Source organism: Nocardia mexicana NBRC 108244 (genome assembly GCF_001613165.1).
GTDB lineage: Bacteria > Actinomycetota > Actinomycetes > Mycobacteriales > Mycobacteriaceae > Nocardia > Nocardia mexicana.
On the sequence record NZ_BDBV01000046.1, the window covers coordinates 36684 to 50839 of the forward strand.

Sequence of the window (14156 nt, forward strand, 5' to 3'; positions counted from 1 at the left end):
TGACAGCAGTGTGAGCTGGCGCTGGGCGATATCAGCTGGCCACCGGGTGCGAAAGTCGGTGCAGCAGTACCTGTTCCAGCAGGTCCACCAGGACCTGCTTGACCGACTCGCGGTCGCGGGCATCGCATTCGACCAGGTGGATCGATTCGTCGATGTCCAGCGCCTCGCGCACCTCGTCCAGTTCGAAGCGCGGGCCGTCCTCGAAGCGGTTGACCGCCACCACGAATGCCGTGTTCCGCTGCTCGAAATAGTCCAGCACCGGATAGCAGTCCTCGACGCGGGCGGTGTCGACCAGGATCACCCCGCCCAGGGCGCCGTCGAGCAGGTCGTCCCAGAGGAATTCGAACCGCTCCTGGCCCGGGGTGCCGAACAGATACAGCACCAGCGTCCGGTCCAGCGTGATGCGGCCGAAGTCCATGGCCACGGTGGTGGTGGTCTTGTCCTCGCGGCGGCCGGGATCGTCGATACCTACCGACACCTCGGTCATCGCGGCCTCGGTGGACAGCGGTTCGATCTCCGAGATCGCGCTGATGAAGGTGGTCTTGCCGACCCCGAACCCACCACTGACCACGATCTTGACCGAGGACGGCGACGGCTCCGGCGCGGCGGTACTTTCAGGGGACGGTAAGCCGTCAGAGTGCCCGAACAAGATCCCTGATCCTCTCGATGGCGGCGGTGGACAGTTCATCGGCCGTGTGCACCGACGCGTGCCCGGCGGCGACCAGATCGCTGACCACGACCCGGGCCACTCCGACCGGAACGCGCAGCGCGGCGGCGATTTCCGCGACCGAATGCGGATGTTGGCACAGCCGCACCACGGTCTGCTGCTCGAATCGCAGCGGCGCCGACAGTGCGGCCGGGGTGGCGTGCACGAGCGTTTCGATGCGCAGCCCGTCGATCAGCGGCGTGGTGCGGCCGCCGGTCATCAGGAACGGGCGCACCACGGGCTCGTCGGCGGCGCCGTCCGCGTCGGGTTGCCGCGCCGCGCCGAGGGGATCCGACCAGGGCGCCGGCTGGTTCAGCGGGATCATCCGGCGGTCGGGCAGCCGGGGCGGCTCGGTCATCTGCGCAGCGATTCTCTCAGTTCGGTGATCAGCGCCGGAGTGAGCAGCGCACCGGCCCGGTCGGCGAGCACCGCCATCTGATAGCCGACCAGGCCCACGTCGGAATCGCTGCCTGCGATAACGCCGATACTGCTGCCGTCGGCGATCGCCGACACCAGCAGGAATCCGCGGCGCATCTCGATCATGATGAGCTTCAGGCCCTCGAAGTCGTAGCTGCGCGACGCGCTGCGCGACAGGCTGACCAGGCCGGACACCATGGCGGCCAGCCGATCCGCGTCGGTGCGGTCCAGGCCGTCCGACATCGCCATCAGCAGCCCGTCCGAGGACACCGCGACGGCGTCACGCACGCCGTCGGTGGTGCGGACGAAGTCGGTGAGCATCCAGTTGAAGGTGTGCGGGCCGGTGTCCGGCAGGTGGGTGGTCACCTGGGTTCCTCCTGTGTGGTCGATGCCGGAATCCGTTGCTGCCCATCGGATTCGCCGCGTTGGTGTCCGGCGCGGAAGCCCGACAGCATGCTCCGGACCTGGTCGGGTGAGCGGTCGGCGGCGGGTGCCGTCGGCGGCCGGGGCGCGGGTCCCGGGCGGGCTCCGGCATCGCGAGTCTTCCTGGCGCGCTTGACGAGACCGTTTCGTGTGCGTTGAACCTCTGCTACGGCCGTGTCCTCGGCGCTGTGAGGTCTCGTGTGCGTGGCGTTCGAATCGGACTGTGACGAGCCGGAATTCGGTGCCGCACGCCGGGATTCGTCGGGGCCGCTCCCCGCGGCGGGTGACGAACCGCCACCGGGCCGGTTCCGCTGCGCGGCATACAGCGAGTCCTTCATCGGCCCGGGCGGCAGGGTCGGGAATGGGTCGGGATGCGGCTCGGAGGAGTGCTGGGCGCGGTCCGCGGCCAGGCGGTGCCTGCCGAGGCGTTCGCGTCCGGGCGGGACGCCGGGGCGATCCTGCGCGGCACCGCCGGAGGCCCGTCCGCGGCTCTCGCCATTGGCCGGAAGTACCGAGGGCAGCACGGAACCGGTGGAGGTGGACGGTCCGTCGGCGCCGCTGCCGCGGGCGATCGCGCGGCCGTTCGCATCGACGACGGACGAGGCGCCGTCGGCGGGTGCAGCGCCGATGCCGTTCGCATCGGCGGGCGTCGCCGCACCGTGGGCGGTGGGCCTTCGGTCCGCGGGTTCGGGCGCGCCCAGCGTGGGGCGCGGCGCCGCCACCTGGTCGACCACCGGTCCGCCCGGCACCGGCCGGTCGGGTTCGTGTCCGTTCGATTCGTGCGCGTCCCGCACGGCGTGCTCCACCTCCTGTTTCGGCTCCTGCCGCGGCGCGTTCGGGTCGGCCAGCAGTCCGCCCGGCAGCAGTAGCCGCGCCACCACGCCACTGACCGGGGACACCATGAGCTCCACCTCGATGCCGAGTCGGCGAGCCAGCCGGCCGACGACGTAGTGGCCGAGGAATCGGGTCGGCGCCACCAGGAAATCGGCCTCGCCGCGCAGCCGGGCATTGGCGTCGGCCAGCTGCTCGGCCGACATCCCCACGCCGTGGTCGACGACCGCCAGCAGGTACTGCTGGCCGAGGCGGCGGCCGTAGATCTCGACCTCGAGATCCGGTGGCGAGAACGCCAGCCCGTTCTCGATGAGTTCCGCGAGCATGTGCGCCAGTTCGCTGACCACCGCGCCGGTGACCGGAATGTCGTCGACGCGCCGCAGCGCCACTCGCCGGTAGTCGTCGACCTCCGACAGCGCGGCGCGCACGACATCGGTCAGCGGAATCGGCTCGGCCCACCGCCGCGGGCTGGCCTCGCCGACGAGCACCAGCAGGCTTTCGGCGTTGCGGCGCATGCGCGTGGCCAGGTGGTCGAGCTCGAACATGTTGGCCAGCATCTTCGGGTCGAGTTCTTCCTTCTCGAACTCGCTGATCAGAGCCAGCTGCCGCCGCACGAGATTCTGGTTGCGCCGCCCCAGATTCGCCAGCGACTCGGTCGTATTGCGTTGCAGCAGCGCCTGTTGCGAGGCGAGCTCGTAGGCGGTGGCCTGCACGCGGTCGAATGCCTCGGCCACCGACACGATTTCGGTGCTGGCGCCGGCGGGCGTGCGCACCGGACGCGGGGGATCGGGCTCGGCGCCCGAGGTCGTGTGCCAGGCGTCGATCAGCCCGGGTAGCCGTCGCGAGGCCACGTCGTCGGCCTCGGTCGACAGCGCGGCCAGCGGGCGCACGATGGCGCGCGCACTGGCGACCACCAGCACGACCAGCGCGAGCAGGGCCAGGACGGCCGCGCCGGTGTACACGCCGAGCTTGATCGCGGCGTCCGTGCGGAGCTGATCGGCCCGGCGCTCGATGGCCGTGCCGACGGTGCTCTGCACGCCGCGCTGGGCGTCGATGACCGAGGTCATCTGCGTCCACCAGTCGGCGGCGGCGACCGGCCGCGGCAGCGGGCCGTGGTCGGCGGCGAGTGCCACGGCTTCGGTCTCGGCGGCCCGGACGGCGTCGCCCGACTGTGCCACCGCGTCGAATCCGGCCCGCTGGTTCGGGTCGGCATTCTGCTCGAAGGCCGTCACCGCGGCCTGCCGGGCCGCGCGGATGTTGAGGAACTGCGAGTATTCGCCCGGTCCGAATCCGCCCGCCGTGAACACGCCGTTGAGGAATCCGCGCTCCTGCGCGGTGAATTCCTTGGCGTCGCCGAGCGAGTACAGGGCCTGCAGCCCGCGCCACACCCTCTCGTCGCGGGCATGGTCGAGGCCCGGTCGCGCCTGACCGAGTGTCCCGATCGCGCCGGTATAGAACTGGAAGGCCCCGGGGCGGTCGGTGTTGCGGGCGTCGACCCCGTCCCGCGTGCCGCCGAGGGCCGTGAGCTGCCCGAGCGCGGTACGGACGCGGCTCGCGCCGGGCGCGTCGGCGAGCAGGGCGGCATCGAGCGACCGCCGCGCCGCGTCGGTGGCCGCACGCTGGTTGTCGAGGGCCGGCCGCAGCGTCGCGTCGCCGCCGAGCAGGCCGTTGGTCAGGCCGCGTTCGCGCTGCAGTTCGTGCATCAGATCCTGCGCCGACAGCGCCAGCGAGACCGCGCGGGCGGTGGCGTCGGTGTCGCGATAGGACCCGACCTCGCGCGCGACGATCACCCCGAGCAGCACCAGCGCCAGCGCGATCGATGCCACCAGGACCCGGGTCAACTGCCCGAGAATTGTGCGCGGCCGCAGCAACCGGGCCGCCGCTGTGAGCTTTTTGCTACCTGTCGGCAACAACCGCGTTCGGCGGAATCGCACCTGTACTCCTCGCTTTCCGCTCGACGCCGACACTCCGGTGCACGCCACGGAGAATCAGAAGCAACCTGGCATACCCGGCACGGTTCCGCAACACGTATCGCGCCTTACGGCACCAGGTGGCGCGAATGCGACACGCCCCGCGGCGCGCCGCTGTTGACACGTCCAGCGTGGAAAGTCCCATAGATTTTCGGGCGGATGGGAAACAATTGATCGCATACGGCTCGGGCATGAGCCGAGAACGCCCGGAAGGAGCGTGATCATGAATTCTTCAGCACCCGCGTACCCGGTTCGTGTGCGCGGTGACCTCGACCCCGGTCTGTCGCGGTGGCAGTGGATCGTCAAATGGATTCTGGCCATTCCGCATTACATCGTGCTGTTCTTTCTGCACATCGCGTTCGCCGTCGTCACGGTGATCGCCTTCTTTGCCATATTGTTCACGGGCCGTTATCCCCGTGCGCTTTTCGACTTCAACGTCGGTGTGCTGCGGTGGTCCTGGCGCGTGGAGTTCTATGCGTTGTCCGCGCTCGGCACGGATCGCTATCCGCCGTTCAGTCTGCAGTCGCGGGACGACTATCCGGCCGATCTCGAGGTCGATTATCCCGAACGGCTCAGCCGCGGACTGGTTTTGATCAAATGGTGGCTGCTGGCGATTCCGCACTATCTGGTGCTCTGGGCCTTCAGCGGGGGCTGGCAATCGTGGGGCGGCGACGACGGCGACTACGGCGGCGGCGGCTTCATCGGGCTGCTGACGATCCTGCTCCTGATCGCGGTCGTCGGCCTGCTGTTCACGGGCCGGTACCCGGGTGGCCTGTTCGCCTTCGTGATGGGCTTGAACCGGTGGATGATCCGGGTGTACTCCTACGCCACGCTGATGCGCGACGAGTACCCGCCGTTCCGCCTGGACCAGGGCCCGCGCGAGCCGGAGCCGGTGGTGGCATCGAGTGCGGGTGCGCCGCTGCGCGGGCCGGGCGAGCCCGCGCCGGAACCGGGGCCGAGCGAGCCGGCGCCGGATCAGGGGCCGAGCGAGCCGGAGCCGGGCCAGGGTCCCAGCGGTCCCGGGGCGGCGTCGTAGATTCGGCGCACCACATCCTCGATGTCGGGCTCCTCGATGGACAGGTCACGGACCTCGGTGCGGGCGGAGACGGCGGTGAGAAGTTGTGCGGCGGTGGTGGACTCGGGGTCGAAGGCCAGCCGCTGCCGGATGCCGCCGCCTTCGCTCGACACCAGCTGAGCGCCCGGCAGGCCGACGAGATCGGTGGTGGGTGCGGCGAGGTCGACCACGAGCACGCGCCGCATCCCCACCGTCGCGGCCAATCCGGTCAGTGAACCGTTGTACGCCAGCCGTCCGTGGTCGACCACCAGCACCCGCTCGCACAGCCGCTCGATATCGCCCATGTCGTGGGTGGTCAGCAGCAGCGTGGTGCCGCGCTGGATCCGCTCGTAGGACAGGAATTCGCGCAACCGCTGCTTGGCCAGCACGTCCAGTCCGATGGTGGGCTCGTCCAGAATCAGCAGCTCGGGCGAATGCAGCAGGGCCGCGGCGATTTCCGCGCGCATGCGCTGCCCCAGCGACAGCTGGCGCACGGGTGTGTCGAGGGTGTCGGCCATCTGCAGCTGTTCGACGAGTTCGTGGATGCGCTTGCGCGCGGCGTCCGGATCGAGGCGGTGGATGGCGGCCAGGATCCGGAACGATTCGCGCAGCGGCAGATCCCACCACAGTTGCGAGCGCTGTCCGAACACCACCCCGATGCGACCGGCCAGTTCGCGGCGCTGCCGCACCGGTTCCAGCCCGCAGGTGCGCACCGAGCCCGAGGTGGGCACGAGAATGCCGGTGAGCATCTTGATGGTCGTCGACTTCCCTGCCCCGTTGGCGCCGATATAGCCGACGGCGGAACCGGATTCGACCCGGAAGCTCATGCGGTCGACCGCGGTCAGCACCTCGCGGCGGCGGCGCCAGCGCCCGTCCTCCTTGCGCCGCAGCACGAACTGCCGGGTCAGATCCGTGATCTCGATCGCGTTCATCCGCCGCCTCCCTGGTAGTGCCGTACACCCAGCTGCCAGCACGTCAGCGCGAGAATCCAAATCCACAGTGCCGCGATCGGCGTCGCCCACGCCAGTGCCGATGGCAGCCAGGGCGGGCCGGGCAGCCGAAGAATCGCGATCGTCGGCAGGTAGGCGACGAAGGCCACCGGCACCGCGAATCCGAACAGCAGCTTCATCGGCGAGGAGAACACCGCGGACGGCTGCTGCGACGCGAAGGAACCGCCGTAGGTGAAGCTGTTGGTCAGCTCGGAACCGTCGATGAGGAAGAACTGCAGCCCGGCCGCGCACACGAACAGCCCGGCGAAGATCGCCACCCCGGTCGCCAGTGAGAGCGGCAGGAGTATGAATGTCTTTGCCGTCCAATCGATGTCGTTGACCACCAGGCCCGTGCACAGCACCACCGCGGCCACTCCGGCGCGGGCGAGGCGGCGCAGCGAGATATCGCTGGTGATCAGCTGCAGCAGCAGCGGTTGCGGTCGCAGGTGGAAGGCGTCGAGGGTGCCCATCCGAATGTAGGTGGGCAGGGTGTCGGTGTGCCCCACCGCGATCTGCGCCAGGGCGAAGGCGAGATTGGACATCCCGAACAGCAGCAGCATCGCGTCCAGATCGAGTCCGCCGAGCACCCGGACGTTGTGGTAGATCACCCACACCTCGGCGAACTCCACCAGGCCGATCAGCAGTGAGGACAGCAGATCGGCGGCGAAGGACAGCGGGTAGGCACGTTGCGATCGCATGCGCGAGCGCAGTACCGCCGCATACGGTCGTAGCCAATTGCCATGTGCCACACGAGCTTCCGAGGAAGTTCCGAGTGCTAGGTCCGAATCAGCCACCCTGGACCTCCAGCTTCCGCCGCCCCGCCCGCAGCAGCAGTCGGCCCAGGGTGATTCCGGCGATCACCCACAGCACCTGGATTCCGATCACGTGCACGGCCGCCGATCCGCTCGCCCGCCCGGACAGCACATCGATCGGAGTTTGCAGCAGGGAGGGAAACGGGGTGAGGTTCGCGAACACGTACAGCCAGCCGGGAAACAGGTGAACGGGTAGGAACAACCCGCCCAGGAAGGTCGAGACGATCTGGTACAGCAGCCGGATCCCGCGCGTCTCCACCAGCCAGAAGCCGACCAGGCTCACCGCGAACAGCAGCAGGAACGAAATCGTCACCGCCAGCACGACACTCACCGCGCCCAGGAGGTACGGCATGCCGGTGTGCGGCAGGCCCAGGCTCATGGTGAACATGCCCGCCGCGACGCTGGGCAGCCCGCGCAGCAGCAGGGTGCAGCCCGCGCGGCCGAGATCCGCGGCCAGATGGGAGAACTGGATATCGACCGGCCGCAGGAAGTCGATGGCGACGTCGCCGTTCTTGATCCGGTCGACGATCTCGAGCGGCGGGCCCATCACCCCGAGCGCGGCCAGCAACCCCTGGGACAGCCACACGTACGCGCCGATCGAATCCGAGGTGTAGCCACCGAATTCGGTCGTGGACCGCACCGCCGCCAGCAGCACCGAGGCACGCACCAGCCCGAACACCACATTGGTGAACATGCCTGCGAACATGGCGAGGCGATAGTGCCACTGCCTGCGAAAACCCGCCTCCGCCAGGCACAGGTAGACACGAGGATCGGCGCGCACAACCAAGTCACGCTACGGCCATAGAGTTGCGTTCACAACAGGATTCGGGAATCGAGGGTGTTCCGAAAGTGATACCGGGCGGTTGCTGAGCCGTTGTCCGGAGCGACTGATTCGTACCGTTGTCCAATTGTGATCCCGGTCGCATTATCGGTGCCATAAGTTGTTGCCTACAACATATGGCCGCCGTCGCCGGGCCCCACCCCGAGCCGGGCACTCGGGCGGCCGCCGCTCGAAAGGTTCACCTGATGAGGACGAAAACATGTGGGGCCGTGGCGATTGCGCTCACCGGTCTGCTCACGCTCGCCGCGTGCGGCTCCAACACCACGCGCAGTGACGACACCACCACGAGCCCCGGTGGCGGCGGGGGCCAGGGGACCGTGGGCGTGATCCTGCCGGAGACCGCGACCTCGGCCCGCTGGGAGGGCTTCGACCGCCCGATGCTGCAGAAGGCGTTGCGCGCCCAGGGATTCGACGCCGACGTCCAGAACGCCCAGGGCGACGTGCAGAAGTTCTCCACCCTCGCCGACGGCATGATCGCGCAGGGGGTCAAGGTGCTGCTGATTGCCGCGATCAACAGCGAGGTCGGCACCGCGGTGGCGAACAAGGCGAAGAAGGCGGGCATCCCCACCATCGACTACGACCGGCTCAATCTCGGCGGATCCTCCGACTACTACGTCTCTTTCGACAACGTGCGGGTGGGTCAGCTGCAGGGCCAGGGGGTGGCCGATGCGCTGAAGGACAAGCCGGGCGCACAGGTGATCGAGATCGAGGGCGCTCCGACCGACAACAACGCCACCCTGTTCGCGCAGGGCCAGCGCAAGGTGTTGCAACCCCTTTACGATTCGGGAGCGCTGAAGCTGGTGCACAGCCAGCCCATCGACGGCTGGGACAACCAGCGCGGCGGCCAGACCTTCGAGCAGTTGCTCACCGGCAACGGTGGCAAGGTCGACGGCGTGGTGGCCGCCAACGACGGCCTGGCCGGCGCGATCATCACGGTGCTGAAGAAGAACGCCCTCGCCGGAAAGGTGCCGGTGACCGGCCAGGATGCCACCACCGAGGGCCTGAAGGCGGTGCTGCGCGGCGATCAGTACATGACGGTGTTCAAGCCGATCCAGGACGAGGCGGACGCGGCCGCGAAGCTGGCCGTGGCGCTGGCCAAGGGCGACAAGGCGGCCGCCGATGCCCTGGCCACGGCGGCAAGCCAGGACCCCAAGGGTAAGCGCGAGGTGAAATCGGTACTGCTGGACCCGCATTCGATCACCCGCACCGAGGTGAAGCAGGTCGTGGACCAGGGATACGTCAAGGCGAGCGAGCTGTGCACGGGTGACGTCGCGCAGATCTGCACGCAACTCGGGATTGCGTAATGAGTGAACCGTTGCTGCAGATCTCCGGGCTCAACAAGAGTTTCGGGGCCGTGCACGTGTTGCATGATGTGGAACTCGTCGCACCGGCCGGTGAGGTGACCGCGTTGGTCGGTGATAACGGTGCGGGGAAGTCGACGCTGGTGAAGTGCATCGCAGGCATTCACGGTGCCGAGTCCGGGACCATCCGGTTCCGGGGCGAGCCGGTGCAGATTCGCGGGCCGAAAGACGCTGCCGCGCTGGGCATCGAGGTCGTGTACCAGGATCTGGCGCTGGCCGACAATCTCGACATCGTGCAGAACATGTTCCTCGGCCGCGAGCGGGGGCGGCCGTGGTTCATGGACGAGGCGAGCATGGAGGAGGCGGCGCGACGCACCCTCGCGTCGCTGTCGGTGCGCACGGTGAAATCCGTGCGCACTCCGGTGTCGGCGCTGTCGGGCGGACAGCGGCAGACCGTGGCGATCGCGAAATCGGTGCTGTGGAACAGCACCCTGGTGCTGCTCGACGAGCCGACCGCGGCGCTCGGCGTGGCGCAGACCCGGCAGGTGCTCGATCTGGTGCGGCGCCTCGCCGAGCAGGGGCTGGGCGTGGTGCTGATCAGCCACAACCTCGCCGATGTGTTCGAGGTCGCCGATCGGATCGCGGTGCTGTACCTGGGCCGGACGGCGGCCCAGGTGCGCGCGGCCGAGGTGACCCAGAACCAGGTGGTGGAACTGATCACCGCGGGCCGCTCCGGCGAATTGGGTTTGGCCCGGCCGGAATCCGCGGTGCTGTAGCAGGAAGACGATGTGATGACGCAAGTTTCGAATGCGGCGGTGTCCGATTTCGGCATCGACACCACGACCGTATCCACGGGTGAGGCGGTGCGCGGCTACCTCGCGCGGGTACGGGGCGGCGAGATCGGCTCGCTCCCGGCCCTGTTGGGACTGGTGGTGCTGGTCGTGCTGTTCGCGTCGCTGTCGGATGTCTTCTTCTCGCTCAACAACATCGCGAACCTGCTCGCGCAGGGGGCGGGACAGACCATCATCGCGATGGGCATCGTGTACGTGCTGCTGCTCGGCGAGATCGACCTGTCCGCGGGCACCGCGTCCGGGGTGGCGGGCGCGGTGCTGGCCATGCATTACGTCGAGAACGGAAATCTGCTGGCGGGCATGGGCAATTCGGTCTTCATCGTCTTCAACGGGCTGCTGGTGCTGGCCGCGGTGCTCGCGGCGCTGCTGCGCATCTGGCCGGGGGTGGCGATGTCGCTGCTCGGCGTCGCGATCACGGTGACCGGGATGCACGCCGATCCGTGGATCGAGATGCTGCTGGCGGTCTGTGTGGGGATCGCCATCGGCTGCATCACCGGATTTCTGGTGGCCCGGATCGGGATGCCGTCGTTCGTGGTGACGCTCGCGCTGTTCCTGGCCTGGCAGGGTGCGATCCTCCAATTGATCGGCGAGGGAGGGGTATTGGGGATCAGCTCCTCCCACGTGCTGGACCAGGTGGCGAACGGGAACCTGTCGGTGCTGGGCAGCTGGGTGCTGTGCGTGGTGGCCGGCGGCGGGTGGGCCGTCGTGACTCTCGGAGGTCATTTCCGCAGGCGGGCAAAGGGTTTGGTGACGCAGCCGACCCCCCTGGTGGTGGGCCGGGTGGCGGTGCTGGTCGTGCTGGCGGTGGTGGCGACGGCGTTGCTCACGGTGAACCGCTCGCCGAGCCCGCTGATCGAGATCTCCGGTGTGCCGTATGTGGTGCCGATCGTGCTGGTACTGCTCGTCATCGGCACCTACGTGCTCAACCGCACCACCTATGGGCGGCACGCGTACGCCACCGGCGGCAATCGGGAGGCGGCGCGGCGGGCCGGTATCAATGTGATCCAGTTGCGGGCAAGCGTTTTCGTGATCTGCTCCGGATGCGCGGCCGTCGGCGCCATCGTCTACTCGTCCAAGGTCGGGTCGGTGGATCCGCAGGCGGGCGGGCTGAACACGCTGCTGTTCGCCGTCGGTGCCGCGGTGATCGGCGGCACCTCGCTGTTCGGCGGTAAGGGCCGGGTAGCCGATGCCGTGATTGGCGGCGCGGTGCTGGCGGTGATCTCCAACGGCCTGGGCCTGTTGCGCCAGCCCGCCGCGGTGGTCTCCATCGTCACCGGCCTGGTGCTGCTCCTCGCCGCCACAGTGGACGCCGTCTCCCGCCGCCGCGCCGCAGCATCGGGCCGATGAGCACCTCCCCGCGGCCCCACCCTCCCCGCACCTTCTGCAACCGTCGCAGTGGGTGCGTGAGCCGATGCGGGGTGCGCGAACACGAGGGCACACACTTGTGGACGCACTTCCCAACGGTGTCCCAGCCCTGTCGCACCCTTTGCGTGTTCTCGCACCCGCTGCAGCTGTTGCAGGGGGTGCGTGAGCCAATGGGGGGTGCGCGAACACGAGGGAGCACACCTGCGGGCGCACCTCGCAGTGGTGCACCAGCTCGAGTCGCACCCCGTGCACGTCCCCGCACACGCTGCGAAGGGTGCGTTAGCCAGTGGGGAGTGCGCGAACGCCGGGGTGCGGGAGGGTGGCTGTGCTGATGATCGGGCGATGACCGTTGCGCGGCCGGATGAGGTGCGGCGGTTCAATCGGGCCTCGTTGCTGCGGCGGCTGCATACCGGCGGGCCCGCGACGCGGGCCGCGCTGGCGGCGGAGCTCGGGCTGAATCGGTCGACGATCAAGATGTTGGTGGACGGGCTGGCGGGGGACGGTGTGGTGGCCGAGCGGGTGCCGCGGCTCGCGCAGGGGGCTGGCAGGCCCTCGCTGCTGGTGTTGCCGCAGCCGCAGGCGGTGGTGGTGCTGGCGGTGGATGTGCAGGTGGAACATGCCGGGATCGCGCTGGTCGGGCTGGGCGGTGAGATCCTCGGGCGCAACAGCTGGAATCTGCGTGGGCGGCAACGCGATCCGGACGAGGTGGTGTGCCACGTCGCCGAATCCGCCGCGCTGCTGGCGCAGGATCTGGGGCTGCGTCCGGTGGCGGCGGGGGTGTCGGTGCCGGGCATCGTGCGCCGATCCGACGGAATGGTGCACGGTGCGGCGAATCTCGGCTGGCTGGATGTGCCGCTCGGACGGTACATGGCCGCCACGCTGGGTGTGCCGGTGGTGGTCGGCAACGACGCGGAGCTCGGTGCCCTGTCGGAGTTCGTGCGCGGGGCGGGGCGTGGGGCCTCGGATGCGGTGTTCGTCTCCGCCGATGTCGGAGTGGGCGGCGGCATCATCGCCCAGGGCGCGCTGTTGCGTGGATCGGCCGGATATCTCGGCGAAATCGGCCATATGACCGTGCATCCGGGCGGGCGCGACTGCCACTGCGGCAACGTCGGATGCTGGGAGACCGAGGTCGGGGAGGCCGCGCTGCGCCGCGCGCTCGGGCTGGCGGCGGGGAGTCCGAGGGGTGCGATCGTCGCGGAACTGCGAGAGCTGCACCGTGATTCGAATCCGGTGGCCCGGCTCGGGGAGTACGTGGACTGGCTGATCCTCGGCCTGGTCAATGTGGTCAACGTGCTCGGCCCGGAGCTGGTGGTGCTGGGCGACCTGTTCACCGCGCTGCCCGATGCCGTGGTGGAGCGCGCCCGGCGGGAGGTCCGGGAGCGCAGCATGGTCAGCCGGGCGCTCGGCGGGGTGCGCATCGAGAAGTCGTCGCTCGGGGGCGATCTGAAGCTGCTCGGGGCCGCGGAGGCAGCATTCGAGGATGTGCTCGCGACCGTGTGAGGTGGCGAGGTCGGCCGCAAAGATTCCGTGTGGGAAACGAACGGTGCGGGGCCGCAAGCGTTAAAGGGACGTATGGAGCGGCGATCGAACCGGAATGTGCTGCCTACCATGCCGGAATGGTCTGTCGTGGGGTCCGGTCTATGACATCCGTTGTGCAGAAACATATTTGGGACGGTTCGGCACGTGATGTCCGCCGTGGGTGGCGGCGATGACCCGCCCGACTCCTTGGCAACTGAAGGAAAATCCTCGTTCCGAAACCGCGGCACCGGCCGAGCCCTCCGGGTCGACGACATGTGAGGTTCCCGACCACCCGAGGTGCGATCCGGGCCGCGAGGGTGGGTGGAAAGCCGTACTGCGCGAACGGGTGTCGACGCTGACGGGTCGTGGGAACTCCCGGGCACCGGCGACCCCGCGTAGCTGGGCGGGCCTGCTGCGCGAACGGCACTCGGCGCGTGCCGGGCGCTGGACAGTCCGGCTACGGGGACACGGGGGCTATCTGGCGGCCGCCGGCGCGAATGTCGTGACGTTCGGGTTGTTGTTTGTGCCCTGGCTCACCGTCACCGGACCGGACGGTGTGGCGCGCGCGAATGCCTTCGGCCGCATCCAGGCCACCACCAGCTACATGATGGGCTGGTCGAAATCGGGCCCGACCACCGCGAATATCAACGGCACGTGGGCGATTCTCACTACCGCCGCCATCATCGTGATGGTGACTGTGGTGGGGATCAACCTCGGGATTCGCTCGCGGGCGCTGTCGCGTGTCGCCGCCGCTTCCGGTGTGGCCACGGCGCTGTTCGTGCTGTTGACGCTGCGTCATCTCAACAGCCGGGCTTCGGACCTGTACGACATGACGCAGCGCGGCTGGGACGCCGGCGGCCAGATCGGCTCGTGGATCCAGTGGGCCGTCGCCGGTGGCGACCTGGTGCTGCCGGGCGCCCGCCCCTCGCCGTACGCCACCACCAGCATCACCGCCGCCGCCATGATCGCCTGTGCCGCCTCGATCGTCGCGGCCGTCGTCGTGGTGGTTACAGCGACGACACGGCGACCCGCTCGGTGAGCATCATCGAAAAGTAGCTCAATTGCGACGATGGCCGAG

At 68.9% G+C, this 14156-nt stretch carries 13 protein-coding genes; 6 read left to right on the forward strand and 7 right to left on the reverse strand.

The window, feature by feature from the left end; genetic code table 11:
- Positions 1–31: 31 nt before the first annotated feature.
- Genes NM1_RS18855 through NM1_RS18870 form a run of 4 tightly spaced genes read right to left on the reverse strand, consistent with a single transcriptional unit; the run spans position 32 to position 4218 of the window.
- The gene (locus NM1_RS18855) at positions 32–652 is read right to left on the reverse strand and encodes a GTP-binding protein (protein WP_373864055.1); all 621 of its coding nucleotides are present in this window, start codon (positions 650–652) and stop codon (positions 32–34) included.
- Complete coding sequence (locus NM1_RS18860) at positions 633–1064, reverse strand: DUF742 domain-containing protein (RefSeq protein ID WP_068021323.1); 432 nt, start codon at positions 1062–1064, stop codon at positions 633–635. Before NM1_RS18860 ends, NM1_RS18855 begins: the two co-directional genes overlap by 20 nt.
- Positions 1061–1489 (reverse strand): roadblock/LC7 domain-containing protein, encoded by a 429-nt coding sequence (locus tag NM1_RS18865; RefSeq protein WP_246010830.1) that lies wholly within the window; start codon positions 1487–1489, stop codon positions 1061–1063. The genes NM1_RS18860 and NM1_RS18865 overlap by 4 nt, the downstream gene beginning before the upstream one ends.
- The gene (locus NM1_RS18870) at positions 1486–4218 is read right to left on the reverse strand and encodes a sensor histidine kinase (protein ID WP_246010829.1); all 2733 of its coding nucleotides are present in this window, start codon (positions 4216–4218) and stop codon (positions 1486–1488) included. Before NM1_RS18870 ends, NM1_RS18865 begins: the two co-directional genes overlap by 4 nt.
- Before the next feature lie 352 nt (positions 4219–4570).
- Here NM1_RS18870 and NM1_RS18875 point away from each other — a divergent pair, with 352 nt between their 5' ends.
- On the forward strand, positions 4571–5383 hold the full coding sequence (locus NM1_RS18875) for a DUF4389 domain-containing protein (RefSeq protein ID WP_084519786.1): 813 nt from the start codon (positions 4571–4573) through the stop codon (positions 5381–5383).
- On the opposite strand, the gene NM1_RS18880 is transcribed toward NM1_RS18875, so the two are convergent.
- The 3 genes from NM1_RS18880 to NM1_RS18890 all read right to left on the reverse strand — a co-directional run bounded on the left by NM1_RS18880 (position 5323) and on the right by NM1_RS18890 (position 7983).
- Positions 5323–6333 carry an ABC transporter ATP-binding protein gene (locus NM1_RS18880; RefSeq protein ID WP_068021326.1) on the reverse strand — a complete coding sequence of 337 codons (1011 nt, stop codon included), beginning with the start codon at positions 6331–6333 and terminating at the stop codon, positions 5323–5325. The genes NM1_RS18875 and NM1_RS18880 overlap by 61 nt on opposite strands.
- Positions 6330–7088: an ABC transporter permease gene (locus tag NM1_RS18885; protein ID WP_084519770.1), complete on the reverse strand. Its 759-nt coding sequence runs from the start codon at positions 7086–7088 to the stop codon at positions 6330–6332. The genes NM1_RS18880 and NM1_RS18885 overlap by 4 nt, the downstream gene beginning before the upstream one ends.
- Positions 7089–7176: 88 nt before the next feature.
- Positions 7177–7983 (reverse strand): ABC transporter permease, encoded by an 807-nt coding sequence (locus NM1_RS18890; protein ID WP_068021329.1) that lies wholly within the window; start codon positions 7981–7983, stop codon positions 7177–7179.
- 245 nt (positions 7984–8228) lie between these two features.
- On the opposite strand from NM1_RS18890, the gene NM1_RS18895 reads away from it, so the two are divergent.
- The 5 genes from NM1_RS18895 to NM1_RS18915 all read left to right on the forward strand — a co-directional run bounded on the left by NM1_RS18895 (position 8229) and on the right by NM1_RS18915 (position 14117).
- Positions 8229–9347, forward strand: coding sequence for a sugar ABC transporter substrate-binding protein (locus NM1_RS18895; RefSeq protein WP_068021495.1), 1119 nt, complete (start codon positions 8229–8231; stop codon positions 9345–9347).
- Entirely contained in the window at positions 9347–10120 is a 774-nt protein-coding gene (locus NM1_RS18900; protein ID WP_068021331.1) for an ATP-binding cassette domain-containing protein, read from the forward strand. The genes NM1_RS18895 and NM1_RS18900 overlap by 1 nt, the downstream gene beginning before the upstream one ends.
- 15 nt (positions 10121–10135) lie before the next feature.
- A complete protein-coding gene (locus tag NM1_RS18905; RefSeq protein WP_068021333.1) occupies positions 10136–11542 on the forward strand; it encodes a sugar ABC transporter permease in 1407 nt (468 codons plus the stop codon).
- A 360-nt stretch (positions 11543–11902) separates the two neighbouring features.
- Complete coding sequence (locus NM1_RS18910; RefSeq protein ID WP_068021335.1) at positions 11903–13060, forward strand: ROK family transcriptional regulator; 1158 nt, start codon at positions 11903–11905, stop codon at positions 13058–13060.
- Between the two features lie 364 nt (positions 13061–13424).
- On the forward strand, positions 13425–14117 hold the full coding sequence (locus NM1_RS18915; RefSeq protein WP_147288891.1) for a hypothetical protein: 693 nt from the start codon (positions 13425–13427) through the stop codon (positions 14115–14117).
- Positions 14118–14156: the final 39 nt, after the last annotated feature.